We start from the raw sequence: 20,574 nt of genomic DNA, 5'->3' as shown, positions 1-20,574 counted from the left end.
TCCTTGACTACGCCTTCTCCGCCGCGGGATCCAGCTTTGTCGGTGAATGACAATTCGATGCGTCCCGAATTGAGCGCAGCGGTGCAGAGATCGTCCGGGCGACGAGCGGAGGATCCTCCGCATGCCGGCCGAACGCACGGAACCGCCCCTGTCGCAGCAGGACCGCCTGCTCGGGGCCGAGCGTGCGGAGAACTTCCCGGTCGCGATGCGGGTGCTCCCGGCGCGGGTGCGGGAACGGCTGCACGCGGTGTACGCCGTGCTGCGGGTGATCGACGACCTCGCCGACGAGCCGGTCCCGGTCGGCGGTTCCGGGACCGAACCCTGCCCAGGGACGACGCCCGCGCAGCGGCTCCGGCGTCTGGAGGCGTTCCGCACGGATCTCGACGGCGTGTGGTCCGGAGCCCCGGTGCGCGCCCCGGTGCTGGCGGCACTCGCGCCCGTCGCACGGGACACCGGGCTGACCCGCGAACCGTTCGACCGGCTGCTGGACGCGGGCGTGGCCGACCAGCGGATCACCCGCTACCGGACGTGGGACGAGCTGCTCGGCTACTGCGCGCTGTCCGCGGAGCCGGTCGGGCGGATCGTGCTCACGCTGTTCGGCGTGTCCGCAGGACCGGAGCTGCTGCGCGACTGCGACGCCGTCTGCACCGCGCTGCAGCTGCTCGAGCACTGCGCCGACGTCGGGGAGGACCACCGTCGCGGGCGGACCTATCTGCCCGCAGAGGACCTGCGCGCGTTCGGCGTCGCCGAGGCCGACCTGGATGCGGACCGGGCCGGTCCGGCGCTGCGCGGTCTCCTCCGGTACGAGACGGCCCGGGCCCGCGCGTTGCTCGACGGCGGCGCGGTCGCGGTGGCCGGGCTGCGTGGCTGGGCGCGGGTCGCCGTGGCCGGGTACGTCGCGGGCGGGCGCGCCGCCGCCGACGCGCTGGTCCGGGCGGACGGTGACGTGCTGTCCGGCGACGGCCGGGCGGTGCGACGGCGTGCCGACGTCGTCCGGCACCTGCCGGGCGCCCTGCTGGCCGGGGGCTCGCGATGACCAGGGCCGCCGACGTCCCGCGGGAGGCCTACGCCGCGTGCGAGGCGATCACCCGCCGCGAGGCGCGCAACTTCTCCTACGGCATCCGGCTGCTGCCGCCGGACAGGCGGGCGGCGCTGTCCGCGGTGTACGCACTGGCCCGGCGGATCGACGACATCGGCGACGACGGCACGCTCGCGCACGCGGACAAGGTCACCGCGCTGAGGGCCGTGCGCACCGCGCTCCGCGAGCCGCCCGATCCGGCCGATCCGGTGCTCACCGCCGTGGCCGACGCGTGCGCCCGCCACCCGATCCCGCTGGACGCGTTCGACGAGCTCGTGGACGGGGTGGAGGCCGACGTGGCGATGGACCGGGCGAGCGGCGGGCCGACCGCGCCGGCCCGGCCGTACCGGACGGTCGACGACACGATCGGCTACTGCCGCCAGGTCGCGGGGTCCGTCGGGCGGCTGTGCCTCGGCGTGTTCGGGTCCCGGCCGCATCCGGACGCCGCCGGTTGGGCCGACGCGCTCGGGATAGCGCTGCAGCAGACGAACATCCTGCGCGACATCCGGGAGGACCTGCTGGCCGGCCGGGTGTACCTGCCCGCCGACGAGCTGGACGCGTTCGGCGTCGACCTCGTGCTGGACCGGGACGGTCGTCTCGCCGACCCGGGCGGCGGGCTGGACGAGCTGATCCGGTCCGCGGCGTCACGCGCCCGCCGCTGGTACGACGACGGGCTGCGGCTCGTGCCGCTGCTGGACCGGCGCAGCGCCGCCTGCGCGGTCGCCATGTCCGGCATCTACTCCCGGCTGCTCGACGACATCGCCGCCGACCCGTCGTCGGTGTACGGGCGGAGGGTGTCGCTGTCCGGGCGGCGCAAGGTCGGGATCGCGGTCCGCGCGCTGGCCGGGCGGGGAGCACGGCGGTGACGGCGCGGGTCGCGGTCGTCGGCGGCGGGCTCGCCGGGGTCACCGCCGCCCTGCACTGCGCGGACGCCGGGGCCGACGTGCTGCTGCTCGAGTCGCGTCCCCGCCTCGGTGGCCTGGCCGGGTCCACCCGGCGCGGCGGGCTCGCCGTCGACACCGGCCAGCACGTGTTCCTGCGCTGCTGCACGGCCTACCGCGGGCTGCTGGACCGGCTCGGCGCGACCGGCGACGTCACGCTGCAGGACCGGCTCGACATCCCGGTGCACCGCCCCGGCGCCCGGCCGACCCGGCTGCGCCGCACCGGCCTGCCCGCACCGCTGCACCTCGCCGGCGCGCTCGGGAGCTACCGCCCGCTGACCGTGCCGGACCGGCTGCGGGTGGCCGCCGCCGCGCTCGCGCTCCGCCGTGTGGACCGCGACGACCCGGCCACCGACCGTCGCAGCTTCGCGAGCTGGCTGCGCGCACACGGCCAGGGCGAGCCCGCCGTCACGGCGCTGTGGGACCTGGTCGGCGTCGCGACGCTGAACGCGCCCGCGTCCGGCGCGTCGCTCGCGCTGGCCGCCACCGTGTTCCAGGACGGCCTGCTCGCCGACGCCGCGGCGGGCGACATCGGCTGGTCGCGGGTCCCGCTCGGCGACCTGCACGACGTCGCGGCGCGACGGGCGCTGTCCGCGGCGGGCGTGGCCGTGCGGACCGGCACCCGGGTGCGGGCGCTGCACCCGGTCGCAGGCGGCTGGGCCGTGGACGTCCTGGACCGCCACCCGGGGACGCAGCGAGAGGAGACGCTGACCGTGGACCGGATCGTCTGCGCGGTGCCGCCCGGCGCCGCGGACCGGCTGCTGCCGGCCGGCGCCGTCGGGCTCCCGTCGGGGTGGGCGGAGCGGCTGGGCTCGGTGCCGATCGTCAACCTGCACGTGGTCTACGACCGGCGGGTGCTGGACACGCCGTTCGCGGCGGCCGTCGGGTCGCCGGTGCAGTGGGTGTTCGACCGCACCGGGCCGTCCGGAGCCGGGCGGTCGCACCCGGACGGCGCGCAGTACCTGGCCGTGTCCCAGTCCGCGGCGGACGACCTGGTCGGCGAGCCGCTGGCCGCGCTGCGGGAGCGTTTCCTGCCTGCGTTGGCCGCGCTGTTCCCGGCCGCGCGCACCGCGCGCGTGCTGGACTTCTTCGTCACCCGGGAGCCGCACGCCACGTTCCGCGCGGCGCCCGGCAGCGCGTCCCTGCGCCCTGGACCGGTGACGTCCGCGCCCGGGCTCGCGCTCGCCGGGGCCTGGACCGCCACCGGATGGCCCGCGACGCTGGAGGGCGCCGTGCGCAGCGGAGCGGCCGCCGCGCAGGTCGTGCTGGACGTGCCGGCCCGGCCGGGGGTGGCCGCGTGACCGCCACGCTGCCCGGCTCCGCATCGCCCGCCGCCTCCGCCGTCTCCGCCGACTCCGTGGCCTCCGCCGTCGGCGGCCCGGACGCGGCGCTCGGCGACCCCGCACGGCCACTGTCCGACGTGCTCGAGCTCTGCCGCCGCGCCGTCACCCCGCCGCTGCGCGCGGCGCTGGACCGGCTCGACCCGGACAGCCGCGAGCAGTCGGCCTACCACCTCGGTCTGACCGAGCTGGACGGCTCGCCGGGCCGCGGAGCCGGCAAGGCGCTGCGCCCGGCGCTCGCCCAGCTCTCCGCCGCCGCGGCTGCGGTGCCCACCGCGGACGCGCTGCCCGCGGCGGTCGCCGTGGAGCTGGTGCACAACTTCTCGCTCGTGCACGACGACCTGATGGACGGCGACACGGAGCGCAGGCACCGGCCGACGGTGTGGGCACGCTGGGGCGCCGCGGCCGCCGTCCTCACCGGCGACGCCCTGCTCGCGCTCGCCTCCGAGGTGCTGCTCGAGTCCGGCTCGCCGCACGCGCCGGAGGCGACCCGGCTGCTCGCGGCCACCACGCGGGAGCTGATCCGCGGCCAGGTCGACGACCTGGCGTTCGAGCGCCGCGACGACGTCGGCGTCGACGAGTGCCTGTCGATGGCCGCCGGCAAGACCGGCGCGCTGCTGGCCACCGCCGCCTCGATCGGGGCCGTGCTCGCCGGCGCACCCGACGGCCTCGTGCGAGGGCTCGCGACCTACGGGTCGGAGATCGGGATGGCGTTCCAGCTCGTCGACGACCTGCTCGGGATCTGGGGCGATCCGTCGGTCACCGGCAAGCCGGTGCGCTCGGACCTGCGCTCGCGCAAGAAGTCGTTGCCGGTCACGTGGTCGCTCACGCACGGCGGCGGGCCGGGCCGGGAGCTGGCCGCGTGGCTGGCCGACCGGACCGAGCCCGACGAGGACGGCCTGCGACACGCGGCCGCGCTCGTCGAGGCCGGTGGGGGACGCGCGTGGGCCGCAGCCGAGGCGGCCCGCCGGGTCCGGCTCGCGGAGAGCGCGCTCGACGACGCCGGCCCGGTACCCGCCGCCGGCGCCCGCCTCGTCGAGCTCGCCCGCCATCTCGTGCACCGCCGGTCCTGACCACAACGACCCCGATCGGAGAGGACCCGCACCGATGACCCTCAGCGCCGTCGAGACCACCACCGCCCGCACCCCCGCCGAGGCGCTGGACGCCGCCGTCGACCATCTGCGCGGTCTGCAGGACCGGGCCGGGTACTGGCAGGGCGAGCTCGAGACGAACGTGACCATGGACGCCGAGGACCTGCTGCTGCGCGAGTTCCTCGGCATCCGCACCGGGGAGGAGACGGCCGCCGCCGCGCGGTGGATCCGTTCCCGGCAGCGCCCCGACGGGACGTGGGCGGTGTTCACCGGCGGCCCGCCCGACCTGTCCACGACGGTCGAGGCGTGGGTCGCGCTGCGGCTGGCCGGTGACCACCCGGACGCGCCGCACATGCGGTCCGCCCAGCGCTACGTCAGGGCGTGGGGCGGGGTGGAGCGCAGCCGGGTGTTCACCCGGATCTGGCTGGCGCTGTTCGGGCTCTGGTCGTGGGACGACCTGCCGGACATGCCGCCCGAGCTGGTGTTCCTGCCGCGCTGGTTCCCCCTCAACGTCTACGACTGGGCGTGCTGGGCACGCCAGACCGTGGTGCCGCTGACCATCGTGGCGACCCTGCGCCCGGTGCGCCCGCTGCCGTTCGGGATCGACGAGCTGCGCTCCGGCTCCCCGGCACCGCCCCCGTCGTCGATCCTGACGTGGGCCGGGGTGTTCGAGCGCCTGGACACGGTGCTGCACCGCTACTCGCGACGGCCGGTGCGGGCGCTGCGCAGGCTCGCGATGCGCCGCGGCGCCGAGTGGATCCTCGCCCGGCAGGAGGCCGACGGGTCGTGGGGCGGCATCCAGCCACCGTGGGTGTACTCGCTGCTGGCGCTGCACCTGCTCGGCTACCCGCCGGACCACCCGGCGCTCCGGACCGGGTTGGCCGGGCTGGACCGGTTCCTCGTCCGCGAGCCCGGCCCGGACGGCGAGGTCCGGCGGCTGGAGGCCTGCCAGTCACCGGTGTGGGACACCTGCCTGGCGGTCACCGCGCTCCTCGACGCGGGCGCCGCACCGGACGACCCTGCCGTGCTGCGCGGCACCGACTGGCTGCTCGACGAGCAGGTCACCGGCGTGCGCGGCGACTGGGCCGTGCGCCGCCCGGACCTGGCGCCCGGCGGCTGGGCGTTCGAGTTCGACAACGACGGCTACCCGGACACCGACGACACCGCGGAGGTGGTGCTCGCACTCGGCCGGGTCGCGCACCCCGACGCCGCACGGGTGCGCCGCGCCGTGGACCTCGGCGTCGACTGGGCGACCGGGATGGCCTCCGCCGACGGCGGGTGGGGCGCGTTCGACGCGGACAACACCCGCGCGCTGGTCACCCGGCTGCCGTTCTGCGACTTCGGCGCCGTGATCGATCCGCCGTCCGCGGACGTGACCGCGCACGTCGTCGAGATGCTCGCCGCCCAGGGGCACGGCGACCGCACCGCCTGCCGGCGCGGCGTGGACTGGCTGCTCGCGCACCAGGAACGCGACGGGTCGTGGTTCGGGCGCTGGGGCGCGAACCACCTGTACGGCACCGGCGGCGTCGTCCCGGCGCTGATCGCCGCCGGCGTGCCGGAGTCCGGCCCGTCGATCCGGGCCGCGGTGCGCTGGCTGGAGCTGCACCAGAACGACGACGGCGGCTGGGGAGAGGACCTGCGCTCCTACGACGACCCGTCGTGGGTCGGGCGCGGCACCTCCACCCCGTCGCAGACGGCGTGGGCGCTGCTGGCCCTGCTCGCCGCGGGCGAGCGGGACGGGGACGCGGCCCGCCGCGGCGTCGGCTTCCTCGTGGACACGCAGCGACCGGACGGCTCGTGGGACGAGCAGCTCTACACCGGCACCGGATTCCCCGGCGCGTTCTACATCCGCTACCACCTCTACCGGATGGTCTTCCCGATCTCCGCGCTCGGGCGCTACCTCGGGCGGGCCGCCTCGTGACCGCGCCGGTGGCGCTGACCCCGCTGCGCGTCGAACGGCGCGCGCTGCTCGGCCGGCTCGGACCGGTCGCACCGCGGCGGACCGGGTCCGGGTTCGTCCGGTCCGTGCTCACCGCCGCCCGGGTGGGGGCGGACGGTCCCCGCCCGGTGCTGGTGGCCGGGCTGGCCGGTGCGCTCACCGACGGGATCGAGCCGGGCGACGTCGTCGTCGCGGACGCGGTGCGCGGCGGGCCGGGGGTCACCGGGAGCCCCGCCCCGTCCACCACGCCGGTCCCCGGCGCAGCGCCGCTCGCCGCCGCGCTGCGCGCACTCGGGCTCCGGGTCCACGTCGGACCGGTACTGAGCGTCCCGTCCCCTGTGGACGGTGCTCGTCGGGCCGCGCTGGCCGCGGCGGACCCGGCCGCGCTCGCCGTCGACACCGAGTCGGCGTGGCTCGCCGCGGCCGCAGCGGGCGGGCCGCTCGCCGTCGTGCGGGTCGTCGTGGACACGCCGGACCGGCCGTTGCTGCGGCCCGGCACGGTGGCCCGCGGGATCGCCGCCCTGCGCGTGCTGCGCCGCAGCGCGCCCGCACTGCGGTCCTGGCTGGACGCGGTGCACCACACCCACCCACCCCGGGAGATCACGCTCGCCGAGCCGCGTTCGTTCTGCGCCGGCGTCGAGCGCGCCGTCGAGACCGTCGAGCGGGCGCTGGAGCGCCACGGCGCGCCGGTCTACGTGCGCCGCCAGATCGTGCACAACGCGCACGTCGTCGCGGACCTGCGCCGCCGCGGCGCCGTGTTCGTCGACGAGGTCTCCGACGCCCCGCCCGGCGCGGTCGTCGTCCTGGCCGCGCACGGGGTGGCGCCCGCGGTGCGCGAGCAGGCGGCCGCCCGCGACCTGCGGGTGATCGACGCGACGTGCCCGCTGGTCGCGAAGGTGCACGCCGAGGTGCGACGGCACGTCGCGCGCGGCGACACCGTGCTGCTGATCGGGCACGCCGACCACGAGGAGGTCGAGGGCACCGTCGGAGAGGCTCCGGACGACGTGATCGTGGTCGACGGCCCGGACGAGGCCGCGACGGTCGCGCCGCCGGACCCCGCGCGGGTCGCCTACGCGATGCAGACCACGCTCGCCGTGGACGAGGCCGCCCGGACCACGGACGTGCTGCGCGGGCGCTTCGGATCGATCGGTGGCCCGCGTCGCGAGGACGTCTGCTACGCCACGACGAACCGGCAGCAGGCCGTGCGGGCCGTCGCGTCCGGTGCCGACCTGGTGCTCGTGCTGGGCTCGTCGAACTCGTCGAACTCGCGCCGTCTCGCCGAGGTCGCCGCACGGGAGGGCGCGGCCGCCCACCTGATCGACGACGCCGGGGAGATCGACCTGCGCTGGTTGCGCGGCGCCCGGCGGATCGGCGTCACCGCGGGCGCCTCCGCACCGGACTCGCTCGTCGACGACGTCGTGTCCGTCCTGTCCGCCCTCGGCCCGGTCACCGTCGGCACGGCCGCCGCAGTCACCGAGGACGTGTCCTTCGCACTCCCCAAGGAAGTGATCTGACCATGGCCATGCCGTTGCGGCAGTCGATCCGGCTCGGCACCTACCTGCTCACCCAGAAGCTCCGCGGCGTCGAGCGCTACCCGCTGCTCGTCGAGCTCGAGCCGCTGTTCGCCTGCAACCTCACGTGCGCGGGCTGCGGCAAGATCCAGCAGCCGGCGCACCTGCTCAAGCAGCGGATGCCGGTCGAGCAGGCCGTCGGCGCGATCGTCGAGAGCGGCGCCCCGATGGTCTCCATCGCCGGGGGCGAGCCGTTGATGCACAAGGAGATCGACGAGATCGTCCGCAGGCTGCTGGCGCTGGGCAAGATCGTCTTCCTGTGCACGAACGCGGTGCTGATGCCCAGGCACCTGCACCGCTTCACGCCGCACCGCAACTTCGCCTGGATGGTGCACATCGACGGCCTGCGCGAGCGCCACGACGAGTCGGTGGCCAAGGAGGGCGTGTTCGACCAGGCCGTCGCCGCGATCCGCGAGGCCAAGGCGGCCGGGTTCCGGGTCAACACGAACACCACGTTCTTCGACACGGACACCCCGCAGGACGTGATCGACGTCCTGGACTACCTCAACGACGAGCTCGGCGTGGACAACATGCAGATCTCGCCGGGGTTCGCCTACGAGAAGGCGCCGGACCAGGAGCACTGGCTCGGCGTCGAGCAGACCCGCGAGCTGTTCCGCAAGGCGTTCGGCGGCGGGAGGCGTCGGCGCTGGCGGCTCAACCACTCCCCGATGTTCCTGGACTTCCTGGAGGGGAAGGTCGACCTGGCCTGCACCGCGTGGGCGATCCCGTCCTACTCGCTGCTGGGCTGGCAGAAGCCCTGCTACCTGCTCGACGACGGCTACGCGGCCACCTACCGGGAGCTGCTGGAGGAGACGGACTGGTCGGCGTACGGGCGCGGCAACGACCCGCGGTGCGCGAACTGCATGGCCCACTGCGGCTACGAGCCGTCCGCGGTGTTCGCGACGACCGGGTCGCTGCGCGAGTCCATCCGTGCCGCCGCCGGTCGCTGACCGTCGGGTGGCCGGCACGGGCGCACCGGCGGTCCCGCCGGCCACGAACCGGGCATCGACGCCGTTATCTCCTCGTTACCCGCGTCGCTACACTCCGCCTGCGCCGACCGCCGCCGGAGAGGTACCCCCACCGCATGCACCTGCCGTCCCGCCGTCCCCGTCGCACGACCGGGCAGGCGATCCAGCTGCCCTCGATCGGGGCGATGCTGCGGCGGGCCGCGGAGCCGCTGCTGGAGTCGACGCTGATCCCGCTCGGCCTGTTCTGGGTGTTCCTCACGCACATCGGTTTCGACGCGGGCCTGCTCGCCGCGCTCGCCTGGTCGCTGGCCGCGATCGGGCGCCGGATGCTGCTGCGCCGCCGGATCCCGGCCGTGCTGGCGGTGAGCACGACGCTGCTGGTGGCCCGCACCGCCGTCGGGCTGTGGACCGGGAGCGCGTTCCTGTACTTCCTGCAACCGACGGTCCAGAACTTCCTGTTCGCCCTCATGCTGCTCGTCACGATCGGCCTGGAGCGACCGCTGCTGGCCACGCTGGCCGACGACTTCTGCGCGTTCCCGGACACGCTCACCCGGCACCCGCGGATCCGACGTTTCTTCAAGCAGGTCTCGCTGCTGTGGGCTGCGGTGTTCCTGCTCAACGGCGTCACGACGCTCGCGGTGCTGGCCACCCGCACGGTCGGCGACTTCCTGATGGTGTCGACGGCGGGCTCGTACACGCTCGTCGCGGCCGGGATCGGGCTCTCGCTGTGGTGGTTCCACCGCACCCTGGCCGGCGAGGGGATCCGGCTTCGCCTCGGTGCGCCGCGCCCGGTGCGGGTCGGCTAGCCGGTCCGGCGCAGGGCGATCCGCCCGGCCAGCGCGTCCAGCTCGGCGTCCGGGTCGCGGGCGGCGAACTCCGCGGCCGCGCCGGCCAGCGCGGCGCGGGTGTCGCGGTCGTCGCGCAGCAGGCGCACGGCGGCGGCCACCTCGTCCGTCGTCCCGCACACGAGCGCGAGCCCGGCCTCCGCCGTCATCCGCGCCCCGGCCCGTCCGTGCCCCGGTACCGGTGCGGCGAACAGCACCGGTGTGCCCGCGGCCAGCGACTCGGTGGCGATCATGCCGCCTGCCGTGGTGAGCGTCAGGTCCACGGCCGAGAGGAGCTCCGGAACCCGGTCGGTCCAGCCCAGTGCGCGCAGCCGGCCCTGCCCGCGGGCAGCCAGCCGGGTCCGCAGCCGCTCGTCGCGACCGCACAGCACGACGGCACCGACGCCGTCACCGGCGTCGAGCACGGCGTCGGCCAGCGTCTCCAGGCCGCCGAACGCCAGCGACCCGCCGCTGAGCAGCACCAGGAACGCGTCCGGGTCCAGGCCCGTCGCGCGACGGGCGGCGGCCCGGTCACGGCGGTGCACGTCCGGCCCGACGGCCGGTGCCGCGACGCGGACGTCGGCGCCCCGCTCGGTGGCGACGGCCTGCCTGCGGGAGGACTCGAGCAGCGTCCAGGTCTCGTCGACGTCCGCCCACACCCAGAAGGGGTGCACCGCCACGTCGGTGACGACGGCGACGGTGTACGCGTCGAGCCGGCCGCGCCCGCGCAACCGGGCGAGCCCGCCGGTGGTCATCGGATAGGTGGACACGACCAGGTCCGGGCGCTCGGCCCGCAGCAGCGGATCCAGCGTGCGGGCGAGCCGCCGTCCGGCCACCGACTTGCAGAGCCGGGCGAACCACGGGGCGCCGACGAGCGCGTCGTAGCCGATGCCGTAGAGCGCGGGCGCGTGCCGCATCACGGTCGCCCACGCGGCGGCCAGCAGCCGGTCGCGACCGGCACCACCGGTGCTCTCCACCTCGCGCACGTGCGTGTCCGGCCACCGGGCCCGCATCCGGGCGGCGAGCGCCCGCGCGGCCGCGACGTGCCCCTCACCGACCGGTGCGGAGAGCACCAGGACCCGGTGCGGCGCCGATGAGGCCACGCACGCAGGCTAGTCCCGCCCCGGTCCGGACCCCGGCTGCGGTGCCCGCGGCCGGTCCCGGACGGCTGCTGCTGGTCACCGGCAGCATCGGCGAGGGCCACCACGCGGCGGCCCGGGCCGTCGAGGAGCGGGCCCGCGCGCTCTGGGACGGTGTCGAGGTCGTCTGGACGGACACGCTGGCCGACATGGGCCGCGGCACGGCGCCGGCGTTCCGGTCGATCTACGCGGGCTGCGTCCGGTACCTGCCGTGGCTGTACGGGCTGTACCACCGGCTGCTCCGCCGGGTGCCGCCGTTCCGCGCCGCCACCCGGGCGGTGATCGGGGCCTGGAGCGCGCCGGGGCTGGCCGCGGCCGTGGATCGGCACCGGCCGGACCTCGTGGTCGCCACGTTCCCGGAGGGCGTGACCGGACTGGACCGGCTGCGGCGCAGGGGCCGCCTGCCGGTGGCCGCGGCCGCCGTCGTCGCCGACCCGGCGCCGCACCCGTTGTGGATCGGACCGTCCCTGGACCTGCATCTCGTGAGCACGGCGGCCGGCGCGGAGATGCTCCGGCGATGGGCGCCCGAGGCGCGGGTGCGGGTCGGCGCCCCGCCGGTCGCGCGCCGCTTCCACCCGCCGGACGGCGACCGGGCCGCCGGGCCACCACGGGTACTGGTGTCCTGCGGGTCGATGGCGTTCGGCGACGTCGCGGGCATCTGCCGCGCCGTGCTCGACACGGGCGCCGACGTGCTCGTCGGCACCGGGAGGGACCCGGCACTGCGTCGCAGGCTGGAGCGCATGGCGGCCGGACCGGCGCTCGACGTCCGGGACTGGATCGACGACCCGGCCGCGGCCGTGCGCGGCTGCGACGTCGTCGTCACCAACGCCGGTGGGGCGACCGCGCTGGAGGCGATCGCCTGCACCCGGCCGCTCCTGCTGGTCGATCCGGTACCGGGACACGGGGAGGCGAACGCCCTGCTCCTCGCCCGCGCGGGACTGGCCCGGCTCTGCCGTGGCCCGGACGAGCTCGGGGCAGCGGTGCGGGAGCTGTCGCGTCCGGACCGGCACGCCGCGGCCGTCGCGGCGCTGCGGGCCCACCTGCGGAGCACCGACCCGGACGCCGACGTCGCCGCCCTCGGACGGCTGCGCGCGCCGGACGGGGGCCGGATGCGGGCTCAGGACGCGTTCTTCCTGGACGCGGCGACCCGGCGGGTGCCGCAGCAGGTCGGGGCCGTCGTCGTGCTCGATCCGGGCGGGGTGGAGGCGCGCCGCCTGCCCCGGCTGCTCGCCGACCTGGTGCGCGAGCGCGCGCCGGGCATCGACCTGCTCTGCCGCTCCCTGACCGACGGCCGGTCGCCCCGCTGGGTGCGCGACCCCGCACCCGACCCGGGCCGCCACGTCCGGGCCGCCCCGCTGACCGTCGGACCGGACGGCCGGTACCGCTCGGTCGACGACGCCGCGACGGCGTTCTTCGGCTCCGCGCTCGACCCCGCGGTGGCCTGGGAGCTGGCCGTCGCGCCGGAGCCGGCGACCGACCGGGTCGCCGTCCTCGCCAGGGCGCACCACGCGCTCGGCGACGGCCTGGTGATCACCGACGCGCTCGTCGCGCTGCTCACCGACGAGAGCGCGGAGCGGCCGCACGGCCGGGCCCGCGGTGTCGAGCGCCCGCCTCGGCCCCTGCGGTGGCGGCGCGCCGCCCGCACGCTGCGCGGGCTCTGGCACCTGGCCGCGATGCCGCCCGCCGGGCGCTCGCCGCTGACCGGCACCGTGCGCGGACCGGTCCACCGGCGGATCGGCGTCGACCTGGACGGGCCGGCCGTGCGCGCCGCCGCCCGCGCGCACGGCGTCGGGACCACGGCACTGGTGCTGGCCGTGCTGGCCGAGGCGCTGCACCGCACGTTCGCCGAGGCGGGCGTGCCCGCGTCCCGGGTCCGCGCGATGGTCCCGATCACGACCCGCACCCGCGCCGGTGCGGACGCCCGCGCGACGGGCAACCGGATGGCCGTCGTCCCCGCCGACCTGCCGACCGGACCGATGCCGCCGCACCTCCGCGTCGCGGCCGTCGCACGGGCCGTGCACCGCGCGGGCACCGGTGGACGGCCCGAGGCGGCGTCCGCGGCCGTCGACGCGGCGGGCCGTCTCCCCCGTCCGCTGCGCGGGCCCGTGGTGCGTCTGGTGCACGGCAGGCGCTTCTTCCATCTGGTGGCCTCGGTGATGCCGGGCGTGCGGCGGACCGTGCACGTCGGCGGCAGACGGGTGGACGCGATCCGTCCCGTGCTGCCGCTGGCCGGAGGCGTCGGGCTCGCGGTCGGCGCGCTGCACTGCGGGTCCCGCACCTGCGTCGGGATCACCGCCGACCCGGATCTCGTCCCGCTGCTCGACGGGCTCGCCGACCGCGTGCGGGCATCGTTGCGGGACATGGGTCGGTCGTGACCCGGACCGGACCGGGGACGGAGGTGGCGCATGGGCGGTGACGGCGGGGCGATGCTGCTCGTCGCCGTACCGGCCGCGGTGCTGGGAGCCGCGGGTTTCGGCCTGGCCACGGCCGCGCAGCAGCGTGCGACGAAGGAGGTCGTGGCCACCCGGACGCTGAGCCCCCGGCTGTTCACCCGGCTGATCGTCCGGCCGCTCTGGGTGCTGAGCCTGTTCGCGACGGTGGTCGCGCTCGCGTTGCAGCTCGTCGCGCTCACGTTCGGCCCGATCACGATCGTCCAGCCGCTGCTGGTGACCGGCGTGGTGTTCGCGGCGGGGTTCTCCGCCCTGATGGCCCGCCGGACCCCCGACCCGCCGATCCTGTTCGCCGCGCTGTGCTGCGCGGGTGGCCTGGCCGTGTTCCTGCTGCTGGCCCGCCCGCTGCCGGCCGCGGACGAGGAGGACGCCGACCTGATCGGCGGCGTGCCGCTGGCGATCGTGCTGGCCGTGGTCGTCCTGGTCTGCCTCGCCTACGCGGCCGCCGTGGAGCACCACTCCCGGGTGCTCGCCCTGGCGCTGGCCACCGGCGTGCTCTACGGCGTGACCGCCGGGCTGATGAAGGTCGTCACGGGGCAGCTGCGGACCGGGTGGGACGAGCCGTTCCGGCACCCGGTGCTCTACGTCGTCTGCGTGGTCGGCCCGATCGGGTTCCTGCTCAGCCAGAACACGTTCCAGCAGGGCAGGCTCGTCTCGCCGGCCGTCGCCGTGATCACCAGCGTGGACCCGGTCGTCGCCGTGTTCATCGGGATCTGGTGGCTGGGCGAGCGACTCGAGTCCACCCCGGCGCTGCTGGCCGGGGAATGTGCCGCCGCCATGGCGGTGATCGCGGCGATCGCGTTCATCACGGTCCGCGGACAGCATCTCCTCGCACGCGCCGACGCCGACGGGCGCGACCGGCCGGGGTGACCGCGCCCGCACACCGCCCTCCGTTCGAGAAGATGGGACGACCATGCGCTACCTGGACGGTCTCGGCACGACCCGCCGGTACTCCGTGATCGGGCTCGGGACCTGGCAGTTCGGCTCGGTCGAGTGGGGCTACGGAGCCGACTACGCCGCGGGCGAGGCGGCCGCGATCGTGCGCCGTGCCCGCGAGCTCGGGATCACGGTGTTCGACACGGCGGAAGCCTACGGCTTCGGGCGCAGCGAGCGGATCCTCGGCGACGCACTCGCGAGCTCCGGCGGCACCGGCGACGTCGTCGTCGCCACCAAGATCTTCCCGATGCTGCCGGTGGCCCCGGTCGTCGCGCAGCGCGGCGTCGCCTCGGCGCACCGGCTCGGCGTGCGCACGATCGATCTCTACCAGGTGCACCAGCCGAACCCGCTGGTCCGGGACCCGACGACGATGCGGGGCATGCGGTCGCTGCACGACGTCGGGCTCGTCGACCAGGTCGGCGTCTCGAACTACTCGCTGAGACGCTGGCAGGCCGCCGAGCGGACCTACGGGTCGCGGGTGCTCTCGAACCAGGTGCAGTTCAGCCTCCTGCACCGGGATCCGGCCTGCGACCTCGTCCCCTGGGCTCGGCGGACCGGCCACGTCGTGATGGCCTGGAGCCCGCTGGCACAGGGGCTGCTGACAGCCCGGTACGACGCGACGCACCGGCCGTCGGGCCTGCTCCGGCAGGGTCCGGCCTGGCTGCCGGGGAACCTGGACGCGGCCCGGCCGCTGTTCGACGTACTGCGCGACGTCGCGACCGGGCACGACGCGACGCCCGCCCAGGTCGCGCTCGCCTGGGTGGTCCACCACCCCGGAGTGGTCGCCATCCCCGGCGCGTCGAGTGTCGCCCAGGTGGAGAGCAACGCCGCGGCGGCCGACATCCGGCTCACCGATGACGAGCAGGTGGCCCTGACCGAGGCGGCCCGCGCCTACCGACCGCGCACCGGCGTGTCCGCGCTGCCGGGCCTGGTCCGGGACAAGCTCCCCGGCGCCTGACCGACATCGCTCAGCCCGGGGCCCGCATCCCGGCCAGGAACGCGGCGAACGTCGCGTGCAGCTCGTCGCGCACCCGGGGAGCCTCCGCGTCCGGGGTCGCGGCGAGCAGCTGGCCGGCCGTGCCGAGCATGCCGAACACCATCGAGACGAGGGTGCCGCCGACCGGGCCGGCGATCACCCGGTCGTCGGCCAGCCGGCCGAGCACCTCCTCGATCACGGCGACCGCGTACTTCTCCTCGCAGGCCTGCCAGTCCGTCCAGCCCAGCGCGAGCGGTGCCTCGCGGAACACGAGCGCGCCGTAGACGGGCTCCGAGCACTGCACGAGGAACTCGTCGATCGCCGCCATCGCACCGGCCGCCGCCCCGTCGCGTGCGGCCACGTCCTCGAACGCGGCCCGCGTGCGCCGCGTGGCGTCCAGTTCCTCGCGCTCGATCAGGGCGGTCATCAGCGCGGCCTTGTTCGCGAAGTGGTGGTAGATCGCGCCCTTCGTCACGCGCGCGGCGGCGGCCACCTCGTCCAGCGACGTCCGCGGGTACCCGCGGCCGACGAACAGCTCGGCGGCGGCGTCGAGCACGGCGTCCCGCGTGGACTCGGTGTACTCCGCACGCCGGGACTTGACGGGTGGCATGCCGCCGAGCATGACATACCCGGAGTATGTGGTCAGTGCCGCTGCTTCGGCCCTCGACCGCCGGGCCTCAGTCCGACGGAGCGAGCGCGGCGACGACGCGCGACGGGGACGGGCGGCCGAGCTCGCCTGCCATCCAGACGCTCGTCGCGACCAGGGCGTCGAGGTCCACGCCGTGGGCGATGCCGAGGCCGTCGAGCATCCAGACCAGGTCCTCGGTCGCGAGGTTGCCGGTGGCCGAGCCGGCGAACGGGCAGCCGCCGAGGCCACCCGCGCTCGCGTCCACCGTGGTCACACCGTGGCGCAGGGCGGCGAGCGTGTTGGACAGCGCCTGGCCGTACGTGTCGTGGAAGTGCACGGCGATCGACTCCATCGGCACCCCGGCCGCGACGCACGCGTCGAGCAGAGCCCCGACGTGCCCCGGCGTCGCGACGCCGATCGTGTCGCCGAGCGAGAGCTCGTCGCAGCCCATGTCCATCAGCCGCTTGCCGACGGACGCGGCCTGCGCCGGGTCCACGGCGCCCTCCCACGGCTCACCGAACGCCATCGACACGTACGCCCGCACGCGCATGCCGTTCTCCGTGGCCCGCGTGACGACCTGGGAGAACATCTCGAACTGGGTCTCCAGCGAGCGGTTGAGGTTGCGCTGGGCGAACGTCTCGGTCGCGCTGGCGAACACGGCGGCGTGCCGGACTCCGGCCTCGATCGCCCGGTCCAGGCCGCGCGCGTTCGGCACCAGGAACGGGTACGCGACGTCGTCGTGCCAGTTCATGCGCTCGACGAGCTCCTCGGAGTCGGCGAGCTGGGGCACCCACTTCGGGTGCACGAAGCTGGACGCCTCGATCGTGCGCAGCCCGGCGTTCGCCAGCCGCTCCAGGAACTCCGCCTTGACCGCGACCGGGACCGTGTTCGACTCGTTCTGCAGCCCGTCACGCGGCCCGACCTCGTAGATCTCGACGCGCTCCGGCAACCCCGCGTCCGGCACCAGCATGGGAAGGGCTCTGTTCACGACGCCGACCTCTCCGGCACGGCCCCTGCCGTGCCCGTCTCGTTCCGCTGCCGGGCACTCGCCCGGCTGATCTCCCGGTGCAGCCTGGCCTGCACCCGCTCGACGCGCCCGACGTCGCGGAACCGCATGGGCTCCCCGTCACCGGTGTCGACGATCAGCGTGCCCGACCCGACCATCCGCCCGAACGGCGTGGCGCGTACGCGGACGGACGTGACGCGGTCGACGGGCACGTCCAGACCCTGCCGTGAGACCAGCCCTTCGCGCACCATCAGGCGGCGATCGGTGACGACGATGTGCGTGGCCCGCCAGCGCGCGAGCGGCAGCACCGTGCCGCGCAGCACGACCACGAGACCGGCCAGGCCGAGCACGGCCCACGCGAGCGGCGCCCAGGTCTGGAGCCGCAGCGCGGCCGATGCGAACCCGACGACCGCAGCGGTGACCGGGAACACCGCGGCCGGGCGCAGCTGGGTCGCCCAGTGCGGATGGGCGTGCCACGCGACCCGCTCGCCCTCGACGAGCAGGTCATCGGGGTAGGCCACGGTCGCCACGGTAGTCCGCGCGTGGCGTGTGACGAGGCGACGCGCGGTGCTCGACCGGGTCAGTGCAGGCGATCGGACGGGGCCACGGGACATCGAGGGGGGTGGCAGCCGGCGGAGCTTGCGGAGCCGGCGGGGTGGGAACGATTCAGCGGTCCGGGTGGTCCGCGGGGCGCAGATGGATGACGTCGCCCGCGACGACCGCCTGCCGCTCCCCGACGGCGGGCAGGACGAGCAGCCGTCCCTGCGGGTCGACGTCCTCGGCCATCCCGACGAGCGTCTCGCCGCCGGGGCGCTCCACCCGGACCTCGGAGCCGAGGCTCGCGCACCACGCGCGGTAGTCGCTGCGCAGGCCGCTGCGGTCGGCGTCGCCGCCCGCGTCCCGCCAGGCGGCCTCGCGCTCGTACAGGTGCCGCAGCAGCGTCGTCACGATCTCCGCGCGCCCGGCCGTCAGCCCCTGCGCGGCCAGCGACGTCGCACCCCACGGCAGCCCGGTCGGGGCGGAGGACACGTTCAGTCCGATCCCGAGCACGACGCCCGGCCCACCCCCCGCGACCGGCGTCATCTCGGCCAGGATGCCGGCGACCTTGCCGCGCGCCGGACCGGCCAGCATGTCGTTCGGCCACTTCAGGCCCAGCGCCATGTCCGGTGCGAGCTCGCGGATCGCGTCCGCCAGCGCGACGCCGCCCAGCATCGGGAGCCAGCCGAGCCGCTCGGCGGCCACGCCCTCGGGACGCCACAGCACGGACAGCGTCAGTCCGGTCCGCGTCGCCGAGGTCCACGTGCGGTCCAGCCGTCCGCGGCCCTGCGTCTGCTCCTCGGCGATCAGGACCGAGCGGTCCTCGGCGCCTTTCGCCGCGGCGGCGAGCAGATCCGCGTTCGTGGAGCCGGTGGACTCGACGACGTCGAGCGCGTTCCATCCGCCTGCCGGACGGACCAGCACCGTGCGGAGCGCGTACGGGTCCAACGACTCGGGCTCGGCGCTCATGACGGCGCACGGTAGCGGGGCGAGCCCGATCGGTGTCCTCCCGGTGCCCCTTCCGGAGCAACCTTGTTGTGCGTCCGATATCACCACCTCCGCACCGGAACCGTGGTTACCAGCGGGTTAGGCTCCCCGTCCATGAGCGCCGCAACGGAGCCCGCCGAGCCGGAGAAGGTCGGGGACGCCGACATCCACACCACGGCAGGCAAGCTCGCCGACCTCCACGAGCGCATCGAGCACGCCACCAGCGCCGGCACCGAGGCGGCGGTCGAGCGCCAGCACGCCAAGGGTCGCCAGACCGCCCGCGAGCGGATCGACCAGCTGCTCGACCCGGGCTCGTTCGTCGAGCTCGACGCGCTGACCCGGCACCGGTCGACGAACTTCGGGATGCAGGACAAGCGCCCGTTCGGCGACGGCGTGGTGACCGGCACCGGCACCGTCGACGGCCGCCCGGTCGCCGTGTTCTCCCAGGACGCGACCGTGTTCGGCGGCGCGCTCGGCGAGGTCTACGGCGAGAAGATCGTCAAGGTCATGGACGTGGCCGAGAAGATCGGCTGCCCGATGATCGGGATCAACGACGGCGGCGGCGCGCGCATCCAGGAGGGTGTCGTCGCACTGGGTCTCTACGGCGAGATCTTCCTGCGCAACGTGCGCAGCTCCGGCGTCGTCCCGCAGATCTCCCTGATCATGGGCCCGTGCGCGGGCGGCGCCGTGTACTCGCCGGCGATCACCGACTTCACGGTCATGGTCGACGAGACCAGCCACATGTTCATCACCGGCCCCGACGTGATCAAGACCGTCACCGGCGAGGACGTGGACATGGAGGAGCTGGGCGGCGGGCGCTCGCACAACTCGAAGTCCGGCGTGGCGCACTACCTGGCCTCCGACGAGAGCGACGCGCTCGACTACGTGAAGCAGCTGCTGAGCTTCCTGCCGTCGAACAACCTGTCCGAGGCGCCGACCTACCCGGCCCCGGAGCCGACCGCGGGGTCGATCGAGGACGGGATCACCGACTCCGACACCGAGCTCGACACGATCATCCCGGACTCGCCGAACACTCCGTACGACATCCGCGAGGTGATCAACCGGGTGGTCGACGACGAGGACTTCCTCGAGGTGCAGGAGCTCTGGGCGCCGAACATCGTGATCGGCTACGCCCGGGTCGAGGGCCGCAGCGTCGGGATCGTCGCGAACCAGCCCACACAGTTCGCGGGCTGCCTGGACATCGACGCATCGGAGAAGGCGGCACGGTTCGTCCGCACCTGCGACGCGTTCAACATCCCGGTGCTCACGTTCGTCGACGTCCCGGGCTTCCTGCCGGGCACCGACCAGGAGTGGAACGGGATCATCCGCCGCGGCGCGAAGCTGATCTACGCCTACGCCGAGGCGACCGTCCCGAAGGTCACGGTGATCACGCGCAAGGCCTACGGCGGCGCGTACGACGTGATGGGCTCCAAGCACCTCGGTGCGGACGTGAACATCGCCTGGCCGACGGCCCAGATCGCGGTCACCGGAGCGCAGGGCGCGGTGAGCATCCTGTACCGCAAGGATCTCAAGGACCTCGAGGGCGACGAGCTCGCGGCCAGGCGCGCCGAGCTGCAGCAGGAGTACGAGGACACGCTCTGCAACCCCTACATCGCCGCCGACCGGGGCTACATCGACGCGGTGGTGCCGCCGTCGCACACCCGCGGGTACGTCGGGCGGGCGCTGCGGATGCTGTCCACCAAGCGGGAGCAGGGACCGACCCGCAAGCACGGGAACATCCCGCTGTGAGCGCCGACGAGCAGGACGCCGAGGCGACCGGGCAGACCCCGGAGGAGCGCCGCGCGCTGTTCCGGGTTCTCTCCGGCACGCCCGACGACGCGGAGATGGCCGCGCTGACGGCCGTCGTCGCGGCCGCGGCGAGTGCGGGCGGTGACGACGCGCCGTCGTCGGAACCCGATCTCTGGTCGCATCCGGCGTCGCAGCTGCGGGCGCCGCTGCACGCCGGTCCGGGTGCCTGGCGCGCGTCCGGATTGCCGCGCTGACCCCCGAACCGGGCGTCTCGTCCTCAATTGTCGGTACGCCCGTCGTCGTCACGATTGCCTAAATCGTTCCGCTCCGTCGCGCTCCGCCGCTGGTCAGGGGCGTGCCGACACCCTGCTGCGCCGATCGGTCGCTACGACTCCGGTCGGTGGCCGACCGACA

18 protein-coding genes are annotated in these 20,574 nt (G+C 75.4%); 13 read left to right on the top strand and 5 right to left on the bottom strand.

Translation table 11 applies throughout. The features are described 5' to 3' along the window. Positions 1-121 precede the first annotated feature (121 nt). From hpnC to EV378_RS22190, 8 genes are all read left to right on the top strand, one after another. A complete protein-coding gene (gene hpnC / locus EV378_RS35980) occupies positions 122-1,036 on the top strand; it encodes a squalene synthase HpnC (RefSeq protein WP_207908829.1) in 915 nt (304 codons plus the stop codon). Beyond that, positions 1,033-1,944, top strand: coding sequence for a phytoene/squalene synthase family protein (locus EV378_RS35975; protein ID WP_207908828.1), 912 nt, complete (start codon positions 1,033-1,035; stop codon positions 1,942-1,944). The genes hpnC and EV378_RS35975 overlap by 4 nt, the downstream gene beginning before the upstream one ends. Beyond that, positions 1,941-3,320 (top strand): hydroxysqualene dehydroxylase HpnE, encoded by a 1,380-nt coding sequence (hpnE, locus tag EV378_RS35970; protein ID WP_207908827.1) that lies wholly within the window; start codon positions 1,941-1,943, stop codon positions 3,318-3,320. The genes EV378_RS35975 and hpnE overlap by 4 nt, the downstream gene beginning before the upstream one ends. Beyond that, positions 3,317-4,432 carry a polyprenyl synthetase family protein gene (locus EV378_RS22210; RefSeq protein ID WP_243653702.1) on the top strand — a complete coding sequence of 372 codons (1,116 nt, stop codon included), beginning with the start codon at positions 3,317-3,319 and terminating at the stop codon, positions 4,430-4,432. Before hpnE ends, EV378_RS22210 begins: the two co-directional genes overlap by 4 nt. A 34-nt stretch (positions 4,433-4,466) precedes the next feature. Further along, the gene (gene shc, locus EV378_RS22205; RefSeq protein WP_132429294.1) at positions 4,467-6,371 is read left to right on the top strand and encodes a squalene--hopene cyclase; all 1,905 of its coding nucleotides are present in this window, start codon (positions 4,467-4,469) and stop codon (positions 6,369-6,371) included. Continuing rightward, positions 6,368-7,903 (top strand): 4-hydroxy-3-methylbut-2-enyl diphosphate reductase, encoded by a 1,536-nt coding sequence (ispH, locus tag EV378_RS22200; RefSeq protein WP_243653701.1) that lies wholly within the window; start codon positions 6,368-6,370, stop codon positions 7,901-7,903. Before shc ends, ispH begins: the two co-directional genes overlap by 4 nt. Positions 7,904-7,905: 2 nt before the next feature. Next, on the top strand, positions 7,906-8,910 hold the full coding sequence (gene hpnH / locus EV378_RS22195; protein ID WP_132429292.1) for an adenosyl-hopene transferase HpnH: 1,005 nt from the start codon (positions 7,906-7,908) through the stop codon (positions 8,908-8,910). A gap of 134 nt (positions 8,911-9,044) precedes the next feature. Then, on the top strand, positions 9,045-9,734 hold the full coding sequence (locus EV378_RS22190) for a VC0807 family protein (protein WP_132429290.1): 690 nt from the start codon (positions 9,045-9,047) through the stop codon (positions 9,732-9,734). Here the strand turns inward: EV378_RS22190 and EV378_RS22185 are convergent. After that, entirely contained in the window at positions 9,731-10,855 is a 1,125-nt protein-coding gene (locus tag EV378_RS22185) for an MGDG synthase family glycosyltransferase (protein WP_243653700.1), read from the bottom strand. The genes EV378_RS22190 and EV378_RS22185 overlap by 4 nt on opposite strands. Positions 10,856-10,896: 41 nt before the next feature. Between EV378_RS22185 and EV378_RS22180 the strand changes: the two genes are divergently transcribed. Genes EV378_RS22180 through EV378_RS22170 form a run of 3 tightly spaced genes read left to right on the top strand, consistent with a single transcriptional unit; the run spans position 10,897 to position 15,235 of the window. Beyond that, positions 10,897-13,266, top strand: coding sequence for an MGDG synthase family glycosyltransferase (locus EV378_RS22180; RefSeq protein ID WP_165922426.1), 2,370 nt, complete (start codon positions 10,897-10,899; stop codon positions 13,264-13,266). A gap of 30 nt (positions 13,267-13,296) precedes the next feature. Further along, on the top strand, positions 13,297-14,211 hold the full coding sequence (locus tag EV378_RS22175) for a DMT family transporter (protein ID WP_132429286.1): 915 nt from the start codon (positions 13,297-13,299) through the stop codon (positions 14,209-14,211). Positions 14,212-14,254: 43 nt separating this feature from the next. Beyond that, the gene (locus EV378_RS22170; protein ID WP_132429284.1) at positions 14,255-15,235 is read left to right on the top strand and encodes an aldo/keto reductase; all 981 of its coding nucleotides are present in this window, start codon (positions 14,255-14,257) and stop codon (positions 15,233-15,235) included. A 10-nt stretch (positions 15,236-15,245) separates the two neighbouring features. On the opposite strand, the gene EV378_RS22165 is transcribed toward EV378_RS22170, so the two are convergent. The 4 genes from EV378_RS22165 to EV378_RS22150 all read right to left on the bottom strand — a co-directional run bounded on the left by EV378_RS22165 (position 15,246) and on the right by EV378_RS22150 (position 18,393). Continuing rightward, positions 15,246-15,863: a TetR/AcrR family transcriptional regulator gene (locus tag EV378_RS22165; RefSeq protein WP_165922425.1), complete on the bottom strand. Its 618-nt coding sequence runs from the start codon at positions 15,861-15,863 to the stop codon at positions 15,246-15,248. A 67-nt stretch (positions 15,864-15,930) separates the two neighbouring features. Next, positions 15,931-16,851, bottom strand: coding sequence for a hydroxymethylglutaryl-CoA lyase (locus EV378_RS22160; protein ID WP_132432526.1), 921 nt, complete (start codon positions 16,849-16,851; stop codon positions 15,931-15,933). A 14-nt stretch (positions 16,852-16,865) separates the two neighbouring features. After that, a complete protein-coding gene (locus EV378_RS22155) occupies positions 16,866-17,408 on the bottom strand; it encodes a PH domain-containing protein (RefSeq protein WP_165922424.1) in 543 nt (180 codons plus the stop codon). A 145-nt stretch (positions 17,409-17,553) separates the two neighbouring features. Continuing rightward, positions 17,554-18,393 carry a biotin--[acetyl-CoA-carboxylase] ligase gene (locus tag EV378_RS22150; RefSeq protein WP_132429278.1) on the bottom strand — a complete coding sequence of 280 codons (840 nt, stop codon included), beginning with the start codon at positions 18,391-18,393 and terminating at the stop codon, positions 17,554-17,556. A 132-nt stretch (positions 18,394-18,525) separates the two neighbouring features. On the opposite strand from EV378_RS22150, the gene EV378_RS22145 reads away from it, so the two are divergent. Both EV378_RS22145 and EV378_RS36440 read left to right on the top strand, forming a co-directional pair. Beyond that, complete coding sequence (locus EV378_RS22145) at positions 18,526-20,160, top strand: acyl-CoA carboxylase subunit beta (RefSeq protein ID WP_132429276.1); 1,635 nt, start codon at positions 18,526-18,528, stop codon at positions 20,158-20,160. Beyond that, entirely contained in the window at positions 20,157-20,414 is a 258-nt protein-coding gene (locus EV378_RS36440) for an acyl-CoA carboxylase epsilon subunit (RefSeq protein ID WP_243653699.1), read from the top strand. The genes EV378_RS22145 and EV378_RS36440 overlap by 4 nt, the downstream gene beginning before the upstream one ends. Positions 20,415-20,574 lie beyond the last annotated feature (160 nt).

Origin of the sequence: Pseudonocardia endophytica (genome assembly GCF_004339565.1) — a bacterium.
Classification (GTDB): domain Bacteria; phylum Actinomycetota; class Actinomycetes; order Mycobacteriales; family Pseudonocardiaceae; genus Pseudonocardia; species Pseudonocardia endophytica.
Note: the sequence above shows the minus strand (reverse complement) of the source record. Positions and strands in the feature narration are given on the sequence as shown.

Coding starts and splice junctions, on each gene's coding strand:
- EV378_RS35975 (WP_207908828.1), top strand. CDS start 1,033: ATGACCAGGGCCGCCGACGTCCCGCGGGAGGCCTACGCCGCGTGCGAG.
- shc (WP_132429294.1), top strand. CDS start 4,467: ATGACCCTCAGCGCCGTCGAGACCACCACCGCCCGCACCCCCGCCGAG.
- EV378_RS22190 (WP_132429290.1), top strand. CDS start 9,045: ATGCACCTGCCGTCCCGCCGTCCCCGTCGCACGACCGGGCAGGCGATC.
- hpnH (WP_132429292.1), top strand. CDS start 7,906: ATGGCCATGCCGTTGCGGCAGTCGATCCGGCTCGGCACCTACCTGCTC.
- EV378_RS22165 (WP_165922425.1), bottom strand. CDS start 15,863: ATGCCACCCGTCAAGTCCCGGCGTGCGGAGTACACCGAGTCCACGCGG.
- EV378_RS22145 (WP_132429276.1), top strand. CDS start 18,526: ATGAGCGCCGCAACGGAGCCCGCCGAGCCGGAGAAGGTCGGGGACGCC.
- EV378_RS22150 (WP_132429278.1), bottom strand. CDS start 18,393: ATGAGCGCCGAGCCCGAGTCGTTGGACCCGTACGCGCTCCGCACGGTG.
- EV378_RS22170 (WP_132429284.1), top strand. CDS start 14,255: ATGCGCTACCTGGACGGTCTCGGCACGACCCGCCGGTACTCCGTGATC.
- EV378_RS22175 (WP_132429286.1), top strand. CDS start 13,297: ATGGGCGGTGACGGCGGGGCGATGCTGCTCGTCGCCGTACCGGCCGCG.
- hpnC (WP_207908829.1), top strand. CDS start 122: ATGCCGGCCGAACGCACGGAACCGCCCCTGTCGCAGCAGGACCGCCTG.
- EV378_RS22160 (WP_132432526.1), bottom strand. CDS start 16,851: ATGCTGGTGCCGGACGCGGGGTTGCCGGAGCGCGTCGAGATCTACGAG.